Raw genomic sequence first — 18790 nt, 5'->3', positions numbered from 1 at the left:
ATTTTCATAACTTCAGGAAACTGCGTGATCTTATTTAATTCACACCATTTTACTTTTTAAACTCATCGTAAAATGCAATTTGCCCTCGGCCTGTTTCTTTTACGTGATAAAGAGTTTTATCACCGTTGTGCATTAATTGATGTAGTTCATTACCATCATATGGGGCTATTGCAATTCCTATGCTTGCACCTACTGCGCATGTTTTATTTTGCGCAATATTAATATCGTATTTTAACTCATTGAGTAAGGCGTTCGCTTTTTGTTGTGTTGCCGTTTTATCGTAGGTTTTAATTTGCTGCGCAACAATAAATTCGTCACCGCCTAGGCGGATACACATGTCGTTTTTTTCGTGAAAAAGTGTTTTAAATCTGTGTGCTATTTCAATTAGCACTTTGTCGCCGGCTTCGTGGCCGTAGGTGTCGTTAATGGGTTTAAACTTATCTAAATCAATCATCATAAGCACTAAATGTTCATTGTGTTTAATACATTCACGTAGTGCTTTTTTAAGGCGTTTTTCACCGGCGCGTCGGTTTAATAAGCCAGTGAGTGGGTCGTGATCGGCTTCAAAGCGGGTTTGCTGTTCGCGTTCTGCGCGCTCGGTTACATCGTGTAAAATTACTTCTACTAGCTGCTCTTGTTTGGGGTTTCGTTTGGTATCTCTTTGGTCTGTTAACCTTACAAATAAACAATGAAACCATACCGTTTTATAGCCAACTTTACACTCTACATCTAAGGTGGTTTGTGGTGGGTTTTTAGCAGAGCGAATATCTGCCAGTAGGCTTTGTAATTCGTCTACATTGCTAAGTAACTCAGGAAAATGCAAGGTTGGTAATTCTTCTTCACCAGGTACGGTAAAGTAATGCTTAAATGCAGGGTTAAAGGTGGTGATAATGTTTTTGTCATCGAGTAAACAAATACCTGCGCTGGCTTGTTCAAAAATAAGTCTAAATTTAGCTTCTAGCTCTTGAGTTTTTTTACGCAGTGTTTGCTCATTACTAATAGTTAAATGTAGCTCGTGCATTAAGGCATTTATACCTTGGGTTAAACGGCTTATTTCGTCCCGCTTGCCTTGCTTGAAGGTTAGCATTTTAAGGGTTTCTGGCTCGCTTGGATTTATTTTAGCAAAGCTGTCGGTTAGGTTTTGAATAGGCTGTGTAAGCCAACGCTGAACTACCAGCGATACAAAAAATGCGATAACAATGGATTGAATCAGCATTAAGATAAATTCTTTTATAAGCGCTGACTGTGCTTGTTGTTCAATAAAGTTATCATCAGGATATATGGCGAGTACACCTATAAAAGTGTCTTCTATAAAAGGGTGAACTAATTTAATTAAAACAGCTTCATTTTTTTTGTTAGTAGATCCTTTTGCTATAAATAAATCCATCTCTCCTTTAGGGTTTACTTCTCCTTCTAGGCTTGCGCCTTGCACTAAGTCATTACTGAGTAGGCCGTTAATAATTTCTTGGCTTAATTCTCTGTCGTTTAGGTAGGCTGCTATGGCGGCTGTTTTTTCCATTGTTTGCGCTAACTGTTGAACGAGTAAGTAATTTGTATTTTTTTTCTCTTTAAAGCCTGAGTAATAAGAGAGCATAGACGAGACTAAAGACACAACAATAGCAACTAACGCAATTGATATAGCGACGCGTATGTAGAGTTTTTGGCTAATAATTTTAATCAAATGTGTATACCACTTTTACTTCATCTGTAACTTGCGATAGCGGAATGTAGCCAATTGCAAATTGTGATGCTGCTATTTTGTTTATTGCGTCTTCTACCGATGTTGAAGGAGTGGGTGGCTTTGCACGCCCTGAAAATAAAAGCCTTGCCCAATAAGCATTAATTTTTTGCTCATTTTTGTTGACCAGCTGCAGGTAAAAGTCGTTTTTTAATGTTGATTGCGCGGGCAAATCAAGCGGTTTTGATGTCTCACCATCAGGGAAAGTTAAATACCGGCCCATGTAAATATCAATAATTTCTCGTTTTGATAATGCGTTAATCGCATTGCTTTTATTAACCACGACTACAAACTCTGTAGATTTAGCATAAAAGCTCATAAAAAGCAGGCACAAGGGCAGCAATGCAGTTATAAACAAGTTGCGAGGGCTCATCATTAAAACACCATACTAGCATTTAGACTAAGTATATGTACTTTGTGGCCCTCATCAACATCTGAAGGGTTGCTAAGACTCCATAAGCCAGCGCCTTGAGGCTTTATATCAAAGCGGTCTAACTGGGCTTTTAATGCTATGCTCTCAGACAGTTGCCATTTTACGCCTACGTTAATTGAGTGTTGGTGAACATTGGTAACTTTAACAGCAGACTGACTGGCAACTGCGAGTTGTTGTATAGGCACTGAAAATTGCTCGGGAGTGCTTGGCGGAAAAGCAGGATCGTTTACTTTTATTACGTCATGTCGGTGTTTAGCCGCTGTAAAACCTGTATAAAATATTGCGTTATCTACACGGTAACCTGCACTAATGTAGCCACTAAGAACTGACGGAGCAACTATCCAATCTGATTCTGAAATACCCATCTCAGATTGGATTAGCCAATTGTTGTGATCGTAAGTAAGCCCAAATGCGGCGTATTCTATACTGTTGCCTTTGGTGTTAAATTTGTTTGATATTTTTTGCGCTTGCGGCCATATACTTTGTGGTATTGCGTTGAGTGCGGCTAAATATTCATCTAAGGAGGTTAACTTATAATCCCCAAAGTCTGACTTTGATAATGAAAAACGCATAGTCCAAGCATCTAAAGAGTAGGTTGCGCTAAAAGTTGTTAAGTTATCAAAATCAATAAAAAAGTCGTCATTATAGGCTTGTAGCTTGGCTGTTGTACTACCATAAGCAAGTTTTAAACGTAAAAAACCGTCGTTAATTGCTTTGCTGTATTCAACATCTACACCATCGAAATTTCCTGCAATGTTTGCAAACGAGTAGTGCGAATGAGGCGGGCGCACCCATAAGTAGGCATATCCTACGTAAGGGTATTCCGATAGTAAGTAAAGGTCACTATTTAACCTGCCTGCACGAATAGCCCAATGACGGGTAGGGCGATAGCGCACAAAGGCGAGCTCTAAAAAATTATCAAAGCTTTTAAAGGCATGATCTTGAATAACTACTTGAAACACAGAGTCCCAATTTTTGGCCAATGATATATTAGCCTGCCCACCTAAAATTGAATCTCGCGTTGCTGAAAAACCAGATTCGTTGACATTTGAATAACTCGATGCAAAGCCAATATCTGAATCGTCCGTGTAGCTGAGTGTTAAGGATGCAAAACCACTAAATTGCACGTCTACTTCATCTGCATAGCTTTTATTAGCAGCGGAAATTACCAATATAGCTATGGCAATTGTACCTCGGAACAACATGTTAGCGCTTATTTTTATGATATAGATAGTAAAAAGATAGCACAGTTTATTAAATTACCAACTTAAGCATTACAGTGGCTTATCAATTAAATACAAAAAAACATGCCATCCCCCTAAATTTTGTACTTTGTTAAGCGAAGTACTGGGACATAAGAACAGCAAGGCGGAAAATTTGTGTTATCTATTGTTATAAGTGGCGACAATATAGATTATGAATAGGGCGGTTTTTTGATGTTACTAAACTTAAAACGTGTTGGTTACTGGATAAGCTTTACTTTTATAAGGCTGCTTAAATTAGGCAGCCATTTGTATTTAAAACGTTAAAAGCGCTTACTTAAAATGGTGCATAGCCATCATTTGGTTTGTTAGGGTTAGTCCAGCGCTGTTTAGCATCAACAGGAATACGTGGTGCACCTTGTGCTGGTAATCGACCGCGCTCCCCATACAACCACAATACAAAGTTGGTTCGCTCGCCACTGGTAATAGGCTTGGCTGCGTGTGCAATATTGCCTCGATGTAACATGGCAGTACCAGGCTTAAAGGTAAGTGATTTAATGTCACCTGTGTACGGGTGATAAAAGTCCACTTGTGACCCTGTAAACTCTTCGCCTGGTAAGTTTAAGTTAATGTTAAGCGTTACAGCTGATGCGTCGGTATGTGGGCGAATTGACGAATCTGTATTTGGCTCATAATAAATTGAAAAGCCAAATGTTTGTGTATCAAACCCCATAACTTCCGGGAACAGCATACGTGAAATAGGGCGCATATAAGTGTTTAGTATTTCGTAATAAAATGCTTGAAAGCTTGGCGCGGCTAAATAACCTTCTGATCGGCTATCAAGCATGGCACCACGGCGATTTAACACTATGCCGTATGGCGGGCGCATAGGGATTTGCGAATTCAATACTTGTTCTAAATATCCGCGTAATACTGCTAGGCGTTCAGGATCAAAAAATTGAAATTGAAACACATCAGGCGCTACTTCGTGTAATAACGCTTTTACGGCTAGCTCTTTTGATGGATCTTCCCATGCTTGTTTTACTGCTTCACGCAGGTTTTTATCAAGTAGTGTGTCGTCTAGCGTAAACGTTGAGCTATCTGTTGATGTGGCTTCCCATTCGCTCCACGCGTTTGTAATTAGGTCGGTGTTGCTATTCCAAAAGTGTTGTACTGATTGTTCACGGTAAAGCATGGCTTGTCGTGTTGGTAACTCTAGAGCACGCGCTAGTTGTAATTGATTGGCAAACATTTTGTGTAACTCCAGTTGTTGAATTTGGTTTATATCAATTTAGGAGTGCAATTTATTGCATTTGATTTAGTAGATAAACAGCCTGCTTTAGGAAACAGAATATACTATTTATTGATAATGAATCCTAAAACTAAGTATCTTTAGTCAAGCAATACTGTCCACTTAAAGCGAAGTACCACGTATCCTATTTGCTATTCAAGCACTTAGCTTAATAACAAAGGCTTTATGAAATAGACGGTGTATAAATAAACCTTTATTATAAATTCCTTGTTTTGCCTATGTTATAGCTAGGATTTAATAGCAATATAAAATGGAGATTAATTGTGGAAGATAAATTAAAAGAAAAAAGTGTGACACAGAAATTTTTTGGTGAATATTCTTGGATGTATCAAGTTTCAGCGTTTGTTGCTTTTATTATGGTTATTTACATTAGCTTTAATGGAGAAGGAAATGTTTGGACACAGCTTGTGAGAGGTGATTTTAATTCTGCTTTGCTTGTTAGCATTGTTGGTTATTTATCTGAATTTAGATATCGATTTATTAAAGAATCTCGCAATAACTAAAACATTAAAAAGCTGATAATTAAACCAGCCTTTTAATATTTTACAGTGGATTACCTGATTAAACGCGATTAATGGGTTGCTCTGTCGCCCCAAATTTCTTCTAGGCGGCTGTCGCGACCACAACGCCAACGATAGGTGTTGTATCGGATTGGGTTATTTTTGTAATAATCTTGATGAAAGCTTTCCCTCCCTTTTATAGGGTAAAAGGTGCTTGCGTTTAGTATAGGTGTAACCACAGTTTGATTAGGGAACTCGGCAACTACTGCTGCTTTTGTTTTTTCAGCTAATTTACGTTGTTCGTCGTTTTGTACAAATATAGCGCTTAAGTAACTAGGGCCTTTATCGCAAAATTGGCCTTTGGCATCAAAGGGATCAATATTAACCCAGTAATGATCAAGTATGCCCTGATAGCTTACTATGGCCGGATCGTAAGTAATTTCTACAGCCTCGTAATGGCCTTTATGATTACCATTGTATGTCGGGTTTTTAAGTTTACCGCCAGTAAAGCCCGATATTACATCGGTTACACCTTCTAGCTTTTCAAAGTCACTTTCCATACACCAAAAACAACCTCCAGCTAGAACGGCTTTTTCGGTTTTAGCTGCATGGGAAAATGTACTAAACAAAATAACGGCAGATGTTAATGCAAGCGTAAGTGATTTTTTCATAAAATTATCCATCTGTACTGTGAGTTTATAAATACTTATAAAGTTAGACCCGCTAAGTGCTAATACAATTTCATTGTAGAGGGCTGGCCAACTTATCTATGGTGAAAAATATTGTACTTTGACAAGTTTTATAGGGATAAGGCTAGTAACAAGATCACTATTTAAGTTAGTAGCACGGTTTAATTGGGTTAGCCAAGTATGCGTTATTTAATGGGGTGTTGAATTATGCTTACGTGTTCATTAAAGTGACAACATTCGTGATATAAATTAGCAGGTGATAAATGAACCAGTTAACAGAAACATCAATAAGCTGCCCTTATTGTGGAGAAAGCATAGAAGTATTACTTGATGCAGCAGATATTGATGAGCAATACATAGAAGACTGCCAAGTATGCTGTAAGCCTATTTCGTTTGTGGTATTTGAAAATGATGACGAGCTAAACGTTAATGTTTACAGCGAAGACGATGCATTTTAACTCGTTAATTAGATAGTAGGCTGCAAAATTGCAGCCTTTTTACTGTGTATGTGTTTGGTTAGCTATTTTGCTCACGCGCTAATTGGTTAGGAAGAAGTTCTTCTACTATTTCGCGTGCTGGAAGCGTATAGCGTGTGCCGTCAAACATTACTGAGGTAAACTCGTTAATATTAGTAATGCCTGTTAAGGTCCAGCCTTCGCCGCGCTTTGGGCAATATACTGTGGTAGTGGGTTGTATTACTTTAAAATCGTCACTCATTACGTTCTCTTACTCTTTTTGCTTTAAAGATAATGCTTGTTAATGGGGTATGGTAAGTTAATAATGCGTGCCCATAAAGAGCTAATTTAACTAACCACTTAAATAAAATGTTTAACACCACAAAGCTTGAGCGCGTTACGCTACGTTTAGTTACCCACAAACACGCAGCGTGTTTATTTAATATTTTAAATCACCCGCACGTGTCAGAATTTAACGACTACGAAACACCACTTAGCAAAACGCAAATCAAACAATTAATACAAGATGATATTAGTGCATATTACGAAGGTGAAGTAATTCGAGTTGCAATTGAACATAATATATCTGGAAAGTTAATGGGTACTTGTGGGCTTTATAATTTAACCCCGTGTAAAAGTAGTGCGTTTATAGGATTTGAGCTGCATCCTGACTTTTGGGATAAGGGCGTAATGTTTGAAGTGGTGACCGGTTTTATTGAAACTCTAGTTAAGCATATTCCGCTTAAACATTTGTCTGCTGAGGTGAGTGCACATAATGCACGTTCCCATAATTTACTTATGAAACTGGGCTTTAGTTTAAGAGAAAATTCTATTTGGCATAAATCACTTTAACTCAAGACGGCAATTATAAGTGCTTATCTTTTTTCAATCCTCAATCCTTAAAGCTCAGTAAATAAAATACAAAAAATAGCGGCTTTCTATTATAGTTAAGCGTAAGCAAATGAATTTGTTACCCGTGTTTTATTAAACATTTACGCTTAACAAGGATTTTATATGCTAGAAAAACTCTCTCAAGATGCGCTTGTAATTTGGGCGACCATTGACCCAATAGGCACTATGGCGCTGTTTGCTGCGCTTACTTCTCATTTAACTGATCAACAACGTCGTAAAACTGCATTTAAAACGGTGCTTTATGCCGGGGGCGTATTATTGGGTTCTATTTTAATAGGGCAACTAATACTTAATGCGATGGGAATTAGGTTGGTGTCGTTTCAGTTAGGGGGCGGAATTATATTGTTTTTGTTTGGCCTGCAAATGATTTTTGGAAACGATTCTAACAAAGCCAAACAAGACCCCGATCACGACATAGCCGTGTTTCCGCTTGCTATACCGGCAACGGCGACTCCTGGCGCTATTTTGGCGGTAATACTACTTACCGATAACCACATACACCCAATTACTACTCAAATAGGCACAGCGCTTGTTACAATTGGTGTGTTGGGTATTACTTTAATACTGTTGCTGCTTTCGGGTAAAATTATTAAGCTAATTGGTACTGGCGGCGCGTCTATTTTAACGCGTGTGATGGGGATGATTTTAGCCGCGTTTTCGGTTGAGCTTATTATGACCGCGCTGGAAATAAAGCAATGGGTTAAGCTCGATTAAATAACTCCTAAACATTGAAAGGAATGCCGTATGGCAATAAAAATAACAAAACACTATATTATTAATTTAAGTTTAGCCGTAGTCATTTTTGCTATTGGTATTTTAGCTATACGTTATTATAACCATTATGTATCGGCCTATACAGATGTAACAATTAACTCAAGCGTGCTTAATGAGTCGCGCAAAGTGTTTATAAGATTGCCCGCTAATTACAATCCTAAAAAAGCGTATCCGTTAATTATTAAAACCGATGGTAACTTTAATTTAGATACATGGGATAAAGCACTTACAAAACAAGCTAAGAGCGAAAAAGGGGATAAGGCTATATTGGTGTCTATTCCTAATTTGTTTTTTACAGATACACGTAATCGCGATTTAGTGCCCCCTTATGCCCGCCAAGATGTAAATACACAAGCGCGTCCAGAGCATGAAACACTTATTGAACCAAATGGTGAAGCCGACAAGTTTTTAGCGTTTATTGAAACTGAGTTACTCCCTTATTTATCAACAAAATATAAGCTTAGTAATAACCGTGTATTAAGTGGTTTTTCGGCAGGTGGTAGCTTTGTGCTTTATACACTGCATACAAAGCCTGAATTGTTTAATGGCTATTTTGCTTTTAGCCCAGCGGCTTGGTATGACGATATGACCGTAGTTAATAATTTAGAAGCGTTTTTAAGTGCTCAAGATAACAAAGTTAAATCGTCTACTTATTTATATCTTTCGGTGGGTGGGGCAGAGCATCCGTTAATGTTAAAAGCGTTTAGTAATTTAGAGACCGTTTTAACAGCCAACCCTAACAATAACCTTGTGTGGCAAAGTGCTATAAACAAAGGTGCTGAGCATTCAGATAATCCATCAATTAGTGTGGCTAAGGCATTAGCTGGTTATAGTACGTTTATTAAAAAGTAGGTTAGATAGGTTTAAGTGACAACTGTATACATATACAGTTGTCGTTGTTTTATCTATTTATGATAACGAATCAGCTTTATACAATTTACTTAGTTCAATATTATTAACGACTTACAAAAAAAGGTAGGTTTAAATTATTTTTGCACAGCAATTACATGTACTGTTTTTATATACAGTTAACAACTATTAAATTAGAATACCGTCAGTACCCATGAAGCATATACACATCTATTTGTTACTGCTTTTAATCAGCCTTTTGCCTTTGTGATCAGCAATAAGCTGTGTCAGTACTTTGCAATTTCAATATAGTTTCAGCAACTTTTTATACTCTTAATGCAGTGAATATAAATTGGCTGGTGGCTTTACAATAAAAGAACACATCATACTAAATTTTATTATAACGCTAAACTTAGCAATAGAGTCAAAATAGAAAAAAGTAATCAAAGAGGTAGTCAAAATAATAAAGCCTGCGATAACTACATCCACTAAAAATATAAATGCCGAGTGTGGACTATGAGTGCTTAATTAAAGTTTTCCTCGCTCATTGTAATGAGCAGCAAAACGGTAAACGTTAAAAATAGGGGCATCGTGATTGGTGCTATTACAAATTAAAAAAGCAGATACCAATGCGGCTGTTAATGCCTTTTTTGAAATAGCCTTAAATGCAAAATTGAGTATTGAAAAAAGTATGGCGGAATAAAAAAAGCCCAGTTAAAAAAGTTAAAAGGGCTAAAAGGGTTGTGCTTAGGGAAGTTGTAGTCGTTTTATAAACTTATATTTAAAACTTATATCTAAAACCAAATGCTATACCGTCATCTTCCGACTGCTCCATTTGTGCTTGTTGCTCTTTGTTATCGCTTTCAAAGTCGCTAAAGTCTTTACGCGCTTCTACGTAGGCAATAGTGTCTTCGTCAATTAAGTAGTGAAGGCCAATAACAGCAAACTGACGCTTAAACACATCTTCTGGGTCGGCGTTAAAGTTTGGCTGAATTACGTAATCATCACCGGCATCAAACACGTTGTAGGCAATAAAAGGGCGAAAATCGTTATCAAAGCGGTAAGATGCAAATGTTTCTACACCGATTGCGTCTTTAATTAAGCGACCAATGTTGTCTGTGTCGTGGTTTTTGTTTTTATTTACGTTGGCTGCAACGTATAGGCCGGGCTCATCAATGTTGCCCCACATAATACCTGCACCATAAATTAAATCTTCAACATTGCGAGTAGAACCATCGCCAAACGTTAAATCAAACTCACCACGGTTAACACCTGCTGTAAGTGTTAGCATGTCAGTTGGGGTATAAGTTACAGACGCCCCAAATGTGTAATTAAATTCAACTTCTTGGGCTGCACTATCGCCAGAGTTCCAAAGTGCTTCACATTCTTCTTCTGAAATGTCGGTTACGTCACAGGTATAAAATTCGCTGTTTTTAAGCTGCGCTTGTACTGCAAAACTAAAATCGTTATAGCTATTGCGGTACTGCACTAATTTATCTCCACGACCAGTGCCATTAACAGCGCCATCGTCTTTGTTATAGGTGTAAACACCAGCCGCATTACCATCCCATACAAAGCTATTATTTGTGCCGTAAACTACGTCGTACCATGCACCCCATTGTTTACCAATAGTTAGTTGCCCGTACTTTTCGTGCGAAAGCCCTGCGTAACCTAAACGGTTGTATAAAAACTCATCCTGGATAGACTCAAAACGATTGTTATAAATAATATCGCTGCTGCCAACAGGGTTTACACCCCATTCTACGAGTGCGAGTGCGGTCCAGTCTTTCTTAAGCTTTCGGGTAAATCCAAAGTTAATGCGCGAAGTACCATTAACAACTTCGGTTTCGTTTTGTGTATTAATAACACGCACATCAAGATATCCACCAACTTCAACAGTATTTTTGTCATCTTTGTATAATTCTACTGCCGAAACAGCGGGTGCGAATACAATACTTGCGCTAATAAGCGTCGCTAATTTTTTGCTCATCTTGTGTGTTGCCCTGTGTAAATTGGTCAATTTTTTACGTAGGTAAAAATTCAGATTCGAAGACTAACAAAGCAATAAACGGCTCAAAAGTGAAAAATACTCAATAAAATTAATCGTTAAACTTAACGGATATTCACTAAAGGTTAATTTTGTTTTTCAGGTGTTGCAAAAGTTTATGTTTTTAATGATTTGATAGGTAAATAGGATGAGGAATTAGCGATGTGTAAAAATTGTAATTTGAATTAATTTCATCTTGGTTAAAAAGTAGTAACTAGTGTAAAAGCTCTAAAAGTACTTTATTTTCATAAATATAACTTTTTATTATTATAGGGTGAACAAAAATGAGTTAAGTAGACACACAAACACGTTAAAAGTGTTTTTACTCTAATTTGTATCGTAATTTCTAATCTCTTATGCCTGTATGTAAAACATACTTTATGGATTTTAATTAGAATAAGTTGAATAAAAATTAACGAAACCATTAAATCTAATCCGTTATTTTTACTACTAACTACATAGCCATAATAAATGGCTAAAACGCAGTGGTTTGCTTTTAAACTTTCATAGAAAAACAGGCCATTTTGGTTTAAACTGCGCGCAATTTAAATACATCATTACTCCTTTGGAGGGTAGCGCTATTATTAGTACAGCTAATGTCACCATGCAATTTGGTGCTAAACCATTATTTGAAAATATCTCAGCAAAATTTGGCGATGGTAACCGTTACGGTTTAATCGGTGCAAATGGTTGTGGTAAATCAACATTTATGAAAATTTTAAGTGGTGAGCTCGAAGCGTCTGCAGGTAATGTAAGTACTGATCCTAACGAACGCGTTGCTAAACTTAACCAAGATCAGTTTGCCTACGAAGAATACTCAGTAATCGATACCGTGATTATGGGCCACAAAGAGTTGTGGGAAATCAAACAAGAACGTGACCGTATCTACTCTTTACCTGAAATGAGTGAAGAAGACGGTATGAAAGTAGCCGATCTTGAAACTGAATTTGCTGAAATGGATGGTTACTCTGCGGAATCTAAAGCAGGTGAGCTTTTATTAGGTGTAGGTATTGGCACTGACCAACACTTTGGCCCAATGTCAGAAATTGCACCGGGTTTTAAGCTGCGCGTACTACTTGCACAGGTATTATTTTCAGACCCAGACATTATGCTACTTGATGAGCCTACTAATAACTTGGATATTTACACCATCAAGTGGTTAGAAGACGTGTTAAATCAGCGCGACTGTACCATGATAATCATCTCGCATGACCGTCACTTTTTAAACTCTGTGTGTACACACATGGCCGACATTGACTACGGCGAGCTTCGTATTTACCCAGGTAATTATGACGAATACATGTTTGCAGCAACGCAAGCACGTGAGCAATTACTTAACGAAAACGCGAAAAAGAAAAACCAAATTGCTGAACTTCAACAGTTTGTATCTCGTTTCTCTGCTAACGCATCTAAAGCTAAGCAAGCAACATCGCGTGCTAAACGTATCGACAAAATCCAATTAGACGAAGTTAAAGCATCTTCACGCCAAACGCCGTTTATCCGTTTTGATCAAGAAAAGCAGTTATTCAGAAACGCACTTGAAATGACAAACTTAACACAAGGTTTTGACGACAATACGTTGTTTTCTGGACTTGAAGGTTTAGTAGAAGTTGGCGAACGTATTGCTATTATTGGTGAAAATGGTGTTGGTAAAACAACATTACTTAATACATTAGCAGGGCGCTTAGCCCCTAAAGCTGGTGAGTTTAAGTTCTCAGAAAATGCTAATATTGGTTACTACGCGCAAGATCACGCTGATGAGTTTGCAACCGACATGAACTTGTTTCAGTGGATGGAGCAATGGCAACAAGAAGGCGACGACGAGCAAGTGGTTCGTAGCTTCTTAGGCCGTATGTTATTCTCTCAAAACGATATTAAAAAATCAGTTAAAGTAATTTCAGGTGGTGAGCAAGGCCGCATGTTGTTTGGTAAAATTATGATGCATAAGCCAAACATATTGTTAATGGATGAGCCAACTAACCACATGGATATGGAATCAATTGAAGCGCTTAACTTAGCCCTTGAAGCTTACGAAGGTACATTGATGTTTGTTTCCCACGACCGTCAGTTTGTATCATCTGTTGCGACCCGTATTTGGGAAATTAAAGACGGTAAAGTTATCGACTTTAGAGGCAACTACGCAGAATACCTAGCGAGTAAAGAAGCTTAATTAGCTATTTACCCGTTAACTCTAAAAAGCCATGTTTAAACATGGCTTTTTTTGTTTTTGTGAGTCGCAATTAAACTTGGTTTGGGTATAATACCCGCCTAAAACCGGACATAAGTCCGCTATTTTTAAAATACATTACTGAGGAGTATTTATGACTGTTGGCATTATTATGGGTTCTAAATCAGATTGGCCAACCATGGAACATGCAGCACTTATGCTAGAGCATTTTGGCATTAAGTACGAAACCAAAGTCGTGTCTGCACACCGCACTCCTCAATTACTTGCTGATTACGCAAGTTCAGCCGCAGAACGTGGTATTAAAGTTATTATTGCTGGTGCTGGCGGCGCAGCGCATTTACCTGGTATGGCAGCTGCTTTTACGTCGCTTCCTGTACTTGGCGTACCTGTAAAATCAAAAGCATTAAATGGTGTTGATTCACTTTTATCTATTTGCCAAATGCCTAAAGGCGTTGCGGTAGGTACGCTTGCAATTGGTGAGCCGGGCGCAGCAAACGCGGGTTTATTAGCTGCACAAATTTTAGGATGTCAAAATCCAGACATTTTTGCAAAAATTGAAGCGTTTCGTAAAGCTCAAACCGACACTATATTAGCTAATCCAAACCCTGCAGAGTAATAATGAATATTTTAATATTAGGTGCAGGGCAACTTGCACGTATGATGAGCCTTGCAGGCGCGCCGCTTAATTTAAACGTTGTTGCGTACGATGTAGGCAGTAAACAAATTATGCACCCGCTAACTGGTGACATTTATAACACGTCGCTTGAGCAAGCAATATTAAACGCTGATGCCATTACTGCAGAGTTTGAGCACATTCCTGATGATGTTCTAACCCTTTGCTGTAACAGTAATAAGTTTTACCCAGGTAAAGCCGCTATTAAAACCGGTGGTGATCGCTCGCTTGAAAAGGCATTGCTTGATAAAACAAACGTAACTTGTGCGCCGTACCAATTAATTACTGAAAAAGCGCATTTAGAACTTGCCGTTAAAACTCTAGGTAAACCACTTGTAATTAAAACATGCCAAGCGGGTTACGACGGAAAAGGCCAATGGCGTTTAAAATCGGATGATCAAATAGACGAAATTTGGTCACAAATGGCTGATTTTATTGCCTCTGGCACCGAGCTTGCGCCACATACGATTATTGCTGAAAAAATGATTCCGTTTGATCGTGAAGTATCTATCATTGGTGCGCGCGATAAACACGGTAACGTTGCTATTTATCCGCTAACAGAAAACGAGCACACTAAAGGTGTGTTAACGCTTTCTATTGCTGGTAAAAATAATCAAAGTGTCGAAGCTCAAGCAAACGATGCATTTACAAAAATAGCAAATGAGCTTAACTACGTTGGCGTGTTAGCTATTGAGTTTTTTGATGTACATGGCACGTTACTCGTTAACGAAATTGCACCGCGCGTACATAACTCAGGCCACTGGACGCAACAAGGTTGCCATTGCTCGCAGTTTGAAAACCACATGCGCGCTGTTGCAGGTTTACCGCTTGGCAATACAGAGCTTAAACACATTACCGCGATGATAAACGTATTAGGCCAACCAAGTATTCCAAGTGAAGTATTAAAAACGTTTGATGTAACGAGCCATTGGTACGGTAAAACAGCTAAGCCAGGTCGTAAAATGGGCCATATTAATGTATCAGCTGTTAATATGGGTGAGCTTGCAGACAAACTTGGTGAACTTACAGAGTACCTACCAGAGCAAGATTATCCTGGTATTTTAAAAGCAGCTGCCAATTTAGTGCTCAGCGAATAGTTATCATACCTTTATATAAATACCGGCTTAAGCCGGTATTTTTTTGTCATAAAAATGGGCTTTGAATATGTAATACTGTTAAAGTCTAATTTTAAATTTGTGAAGTAAAACAATGAAACTAAAAACAATATCTGGCGTGCTAGCCATTACTGCATTATTTAGCTTAAATACATTTGCATCGGAATCTCTTCGTGTTGCAACTTTTAATGTAAGTATGGATGCAACTAATCACACGCCTAAAGGTGAGCAAGTTAAAAGTGATGCTTTAGTTAATGCACTTAAAGCTAACCACCAGCAAATTAAGAACATAGCGGAAATTATTCAGCGTGTTCGCCCTGATATTATTTTACTTAACGAATTTGATTACATCCCAAAAGAGCAAGGCATTGAATACTTTAATCAGTATTATTTAAACGTAAGTCAGCAAAAACAAGCCGCTATTAACTACCCTTACTCTTATATTGCACCAGTAAATACAGGCCTAGCTACCGAGTTTGATTTAGATAACGATGGCAAAAAAAATGGCGTGATGGGCGATGCACAAGGCTTTGGCTTTTTTGAAGGACATTACGGTATGGCTGTTCTATCAAAATACCCAATTAATTTTGATAAAGTAAGAACCCTTCAAACCTTTAAATATAAAGACATGCCAAATGCACAAATGCCTGTGATGCCTAAAACAGGTGAAAACTGGTATAACGCACAAGAATGGCAAACACTTAGGCTCAGTTCTAAATCGTTTTGGGATTTACCTATTAGCGTAAATGATAAAACAATTCATGTTATTGCATCTCACCCAACACCGCCTGTATTTGACGGAGAAGAGGATAGAAACGGCAAGCGTAACCACGATGAAGTAAGGTTAATTGCCGATTACGTTTCAAATGCTAAGTATATTTATGACGATAAAGGCGAAAAGGGCGGTTTAAAAGTTCACTCTCGTTTTGTTATTTTAGGCGATTTAAATGCAGCCCCTGAGGGGGACAAAGCCCGTACAAATACCACCGACCAATTACTTAAAAACCCACTTATCAACGCAAGCTTTGTTCCAAAAAGCGAAGGTGCTAAAGAGCAGTATGATGTGCCTTATGCACAAAATTATAGTGCTAATTGGCAAGCCCGTGTTGATTACGTTTTACCGTCAAACTATGGTTTAAAAATTAAGGACGGTGGTGTGTTTTGGCCTACTAAAACGAGTAGTGAATATCGTTTAATTAAAGATAGAAACGCATCGAGCGATCACCGCATGGTTTGGCTTGATTTGGTAATTGAATAACGCCTGTTAACAAAAGAGGCGCTATTAAACAGAGCTTTACCCTGTTTAATGGCTATTTATCTTAAAAAATTGCAATAACTCAAGTGCTTCTGCTTAAATACGGCTTAATTATAATAACCGTATAGAAGCACTATGATTTTTAATTTTTCTTCATCTAAAACGTTAGTGGCCTTAGCTGTTGCCTCAAGTGTTATGCTTGCAGGTTGTAGCGCTACCGCTAACACCTCTTCAACACAGCAAAGTGCTTTACCAGCAAGTAAGGTTGCTGCGGTTGTGAACACGCCAGCAGATATCGGCTCACAAAAAATAACGCTAGAACAAGCAATGGCCGATCCTGATTGGATGGGCAATCAGCCAGAGAACGCTTACTGGGCTAGCGATTCGGCAACTATAATTTATGCTCAAAAAGAGCAAGGTAATACACTACGCAATTTATTTAGCCAATCTGTTACTAGCCAAACAGCAGAGCAGGTAGCTCTTAATAAACTTCATACTGTGGGTTCTAATAAAGCCGTTTATTCAAAAAATAAAACAATGGCGGCTTACACGTTTAAAGGCAATGTGTTTGTTAAAAACCTAAAAACCGGTGAACTTAAGCAAATTACAGCGACATCAGCAAGCGAGTCTAAACCACAATTTTTAAATAACGGCGATTTAGTTTACCGCCAAGGCAATGTTTTTTTTAAAGTTGATTTAAAAACAGGCTTAACGAGCGAGCTTGCTAACTTAAAACTTGCTGATGAGCCAAAGGGGATTGAAGAGCCAAGCACGTATATTGCTAAAGAGCAGCATAAATTAATTAAATTTGTGGCGCTTCAACAAAAAAATAAAAAAGATCAGCAAGCACGCAATGAGCAAATTAATGAACAAAACGATTCAATTGCTAACACGGCTTACTACTTAGGTGACGGTAATAAAGTTGCAGAAGCACAGCTTTCGCCAAATGGTGATGCGTTATTAGTTGTTGTACAAAAGCAAACTGATTGGCGTGGTGATGGCGATATTATGCCTAACTACATTACAAATGATGCAACGATTGAACCTAAAAAAGCACGCCGCCGAGTAGCTGACGCTAAAGAAGAAACGTCAAAGCTTGTCTACATCAATTTAACTAATAAAGAGCAAACATCACTTAGCTTTAATACTTTACCGGGCTTTGACGAAGATGTTTTAGCCGCAGTTAAAAAAGAAAATTATGCACGTGATGGTAAAACATATAAGTCTAAAAAGGCGCCTCGTGGCATTAACCTTATTATGGACTGGGGTTTTGAGCAAAGCCCAATAGTATGGAACGATGACGGCTCGCAAGTGGCTATCATGCTCGAAGCATGGGATAACAAAGACCGCTGGCTTGCTACCGTAGATTTTAAAAACAACAAACTTGTGTCGCAACATCGCCTGCATGACGATGCATGGATTGCTTATGCGTTTAACGATTTTGGCTGGTTACATAACTCAAACACGCTTTATTACCTATCTGAAGAGTCGGGTTACAGCCAACTTTATAAAAAGCCAGTCAATGGAAGTGCAACTGCGCTAACACAAGGCCAATTTGAAGTTTCTAACCTAACGCTTACCAGTGACAACAGCGCAATTTATTACAAAGCGAATGTTGAACACCCAGGCCTTTACGAAATTTACCGTGTTAACCCACAAACAGGTAATAGCGAGCAAGTTACTGATTTAAATGGCATGACTGATTACACGTTAAGCCCAGATGAAACTAAGTTACTCCTTAAGCACTCTACAATTACCATGCCTAATGAGCTTTATGTAGCTGACGCACAAGCCAATACAAAAGCAACGCGCTTAACTCATACAGTGTCGGATGAGTTTTTAGCTAAAAAGCTAACTGCACCTAAAATTGTTGCCGTGCCATCGAGCCATACCGAACAACCAATATACGCAAAAGTGTACTACCCAGCTGATTACGTTGAAGGTGAAGTAGGTAAAAATCGCAAAGCAGTTATTTTTAACCACGGCGCGGGTTACTTACAAAACTCACATATGGGATTTTCGGTTTATTTTCGTGAATTTATGTTTCATTCATTGCTCGCTGATGAAGGTTACATAGTAATGGATATGGATTACCGCGCATCTAAAGGTTACGGACGTGATTGGCGTACCGCGATTTATCGTCAAATGGGCACACCTGAAACACAAGATTTAGCCGATGGCGTTAAATGGATGGCGCAAAATGCCAACGTTGATACCAAAGCAGTCGGCACTTATGGTGGCTCTTACGGCGGCTTTATGACCTTTATGGCATTGTTTACCGCGCCTGAGTTATTCCAATCGGGTGCGGCACTTAGACCTGTTACCGATTGGGCACATTACAACACAGGTTACACGGCTAATATATTAAACCATCCTGATGTTGACCCGATTGCGTATGAACGCAGCTCGCCAATTTATTACGCTGAGGGTTTAAACAAACGTTTATTAATTAATGCACCTATGGTTGACGATAACGTGTTTTTTCAAGACTCAGTGCGTTTAGTACAGCGCTTAATAGAGCTTGAAAAACAAAACTTTGAAACAGCTATATTTCCTGTTGAACCACATGGTTTTGTACAGCCTTCAAGTTGGTTAGACGAATACCGCCGTATTTATAAGTTATTTAAAGAAACGCTTTAAGCTTTAAT

The 18790-nt window shown here is 38.3% G+C and carries 17 protein-coding genes; 10 read left to right on the top strand and 7 right to left on the bottom strand.

From position 1 onward, the window contains the following. Window positions 1-49 precede the first annotated feature (49 nt). The 4 genes from FFU37_RS06915 to FFU37_RS06900 form a co-directional block, all read right to left on the bottom strand. Window positions 50-1681, bottom strand: a complete 1632-nt coding sequence (locus FFU37_RS06915) for a sensor domain-containing diguanylate cyclase (protein ID WP_138489076.1) — start codon at window positions 1679-1681, stop codon at window positions 50-52. Then, window positions 1674-2114, bottom strand: coding sequence for a type 2 periplasmic-binding domain-containing protein (locus tag FFU37_RS06910; protein ID WP_138489075.1), 441 nt, complete (start codon window positions 2112-2114; stop codon window positions 1674-1676). Before FFU37_RS06910 ends, FFU37_RS06915 begins: the two co-directional genes overlap by 8 nt. Beyond that, a complete protein-coding gene (locus tag FFU37_RS06905) occupies window positions 2114-3376 on the bottom strand; it encodes a hypothetical protein (RefSeq protein ID WP_138489074.1) in 1263 nt (420 codons plus the stop codon). The genes FFU37_RS06910 and FFU37_RS06905 overlap by 1 nt, the downstream gene beginning before the upstream one ends. A 334-nt stretch (window positions 3377-3710) precedes the next feature. Further along, the gene (locus tag FFU37_RS06900; protein WP_138489073.1) at window positions 3711-4625 is read right to left on the bottom strand and encodes a 2OG-Fe(II) oxygenase family protein; all 915 of its coding nucleotides are present in this window, start codon (window positions 4623-4625) and stop codon (window positions 3711-3713) included. Window positions 4626-4948: 323 nt separating this feature from the next. On the opposite strand from FFU37_RS06900, the gene FFU37_RS06895 reads away from it, so the two are divergent. After that, window positions 4949-5188: a hypothetical protein gene (locus tag FFU37_RS06895; RefSeq protein WP_002962631.1), complete on the top strand. Its 240-nt coding sequence runs from the start codon at window positions 4949-4951 to the stop codon at window positions 5186-5188. A gap of 68 nt (window positions 5189-5256) precedes the next feature. Here FFU37_RS06895 and msrA read toward each other — a convergent pair whose 3' ends face one another. Continuing rightward, window positions 5257-5856 carry a peptide-methionine (S)-S-oxide reductase MsrA gene (gene msrA / locus FFU37_RS06890; RefSeq protein ID WP_039487894.1) on the bottom strand — a complete coding sequence of 200 codons (600 nt, stop codon included), beginning with the start codon at window positions 5854-5856 and terminating at the stop codon, window positions 5257-5259. Window positions 5857-6137: 281 nt separating this feature from the next. Here msrA and FFU37_RS06885 point away from each other — a divergent pair, with 281 nt between their 5' ends. Then, window positions 6138-6332, top strand: a complete 195-nt coding sequence (locus FFU37_RS06885) for a CPXCG motif-containing cysteine-rich protein (protein ID WP_002962627.1) — start codon at window positions 6138-6140, stop codon at window positions 6330-6332. 58 nt (window positions 6333-6390) lie between these two features. On the opposite strand, the gene FFU37_RS06880 is transcribed toward FFU37_RS06885, so the two are convergent. Continuing rightward, the gene (locus FFU37_RS06880) at window positions 6391-6591 is read right to left on the bottom strand and encodes a hypothetical protein (RefSeq protein WP_002962626.1); all 201 of its coding nucleotides are present in this window, start codon (window positions 6589-6591) and stop codon (window positions 6391-6393) included. Between the two features lie 107 nt (window positions 6592-6698). On the opposite strand from FFU37_RS06880, the gene FFU37_RS06875 reads away from it, so the two are divergent. The 3 genes from FFU37_RS06875 (at window position 6699) to FFU37_RS06865 (ending at window position 8867) form a co-directional block, all read left to right on the top strand. After that, window positions 6699-7181, top strand: a complete 483-nt coding sequence (locus tag FFU37_RS06875) for a GNAT family N-acetyltransferase (RefSeq protein ID WP_002962624.1) — start codon at window positions 6699-6701, stop codon at window positions 7179-7181. Window positions 7182-7343: 162 nt separating this feature from the next. Continuing rightward, window positions 7344-7955 (top strand): MarC family protein, encoded by a 612-nt coding sequence (locus FFU37_RS06870; protein WP_039487889.1) that lies wholly within the window; start codon window positions 7344-7346, stop codon window positions 7953-7955. A gap of 30 nt (window positions 7956-7985) precedes the next feature. After that, on the top strand, window positions 7986-8867 hold the full coding sequence (locus FFU37_RS06865) for an alpha/beta hydrolase (protein ID WP_138489072.1): 882 nt from the start codon (window positions 7986-7988) through the stop codon (window positions 8865-8867). A 778-nt stretch (window positions 8868-9645) separates the two neighbouring features. Here FFU37_RS06865 and FFU37_RS06855 read toward each other — a convergent pair. After that, the gene (locus tag FFU37_RS06855; protein ID WP_039487884.1) at window positions 9646-10854 is read right to left on the bottom strand and encodes a porin; all 1209 of its coding nucleotides are present in this window, start codon (window positions 10852-10854) and stop codon (window positions 9646-9648) included. Between the two features lie 637 nt (window positions 10855-11491). Here FFU37_RS06855 and FFU37_RS06850 point away from each other — a divergent pair. The 5 genes from FFU37_RS06850 (at window position 11492) to FFU37_RS06830 (ending at window position 18782) form a co-directional block, all read left to right on the top strand. Then, window positions 11492-13081 (top strand): ABC-F family ATPase, encoded by a 1590-nt coding sequence (locus tag FFU37_RS06850; RefSeq protein WP_138490010.1) that lies wholly within the window; start codon window positions 11492-11494, stop codon window positions 13079-13081. A 151-nt stretch (window positions 13082-13232) separates the two neighbouring features. After that, window positions 13233-13715, top strand: a complete 483-nt coding sequence (purE, locus tag FFU37_RS06845; RefSeq protein WP_138489071.1) for a 5-(carboxyamino)imidazole ribonucleotide mutase — start codon at window positions 13233-13235, stop codon at window positions 13713-13715. A 2-nt stretch (window positions 13716-13717) separates the two neighbouring features. Then, window positions 13718-14869 carry a 5-(carboxyamino)imidazole ribonucleotide synthase gene (locus FFU37_RS06840; protein WP_138489070.1) on the top strand — a complete coding sequence of 384 codons (1152 nt, stop codon included), beginning with the start codon at window positions 13718-13720 and terminating at the stop codon, window positions 14867-14869. A 112-nt stretch (window positions 14870-14981) separates the two neighbouring features. Beyond that, on the top strand, window positions 14982-16145 hold the full coding sequence (locus FFU37_RS06835) for an endonuclease/exonuclease/phosphatase family protein (RefSeq protein WP_138489069.1): 1164 nt from the start codon (window positions 14982-14984) through the stop codon (window positions 16143-16145). A 132-nt stretch (window positions 16146-16277) separates the two neighbouring features. Then, on the top strand, window positions 16278-18782 hold the full coding sequence (locus FFU37_RS06830; protein ID WP_138489068.1) for a S9 family peptidase: 2505 nt from the start codon (window positions 16278-16280) through the stop codon (window positions 18780-18782). Window positions 18783-18790: the final 8 nt, after the last annotated feature.

It is taken from the genome of Pseudoalteromonas distincta (genome assembly GCF_005877035.1).
In the GTDB taxonomy this organism is placed as follows: domain Bacteria; phylum Pseudomonadota; class Gammaproteobacteria; order Enterobacterales; family Alteromonadaceae; genus Pseudoalteromonas; species Pseudoalteromonas distincta.
This window is presented reverse-complemented; position numbering and strand designations above follow the sequence as displayed.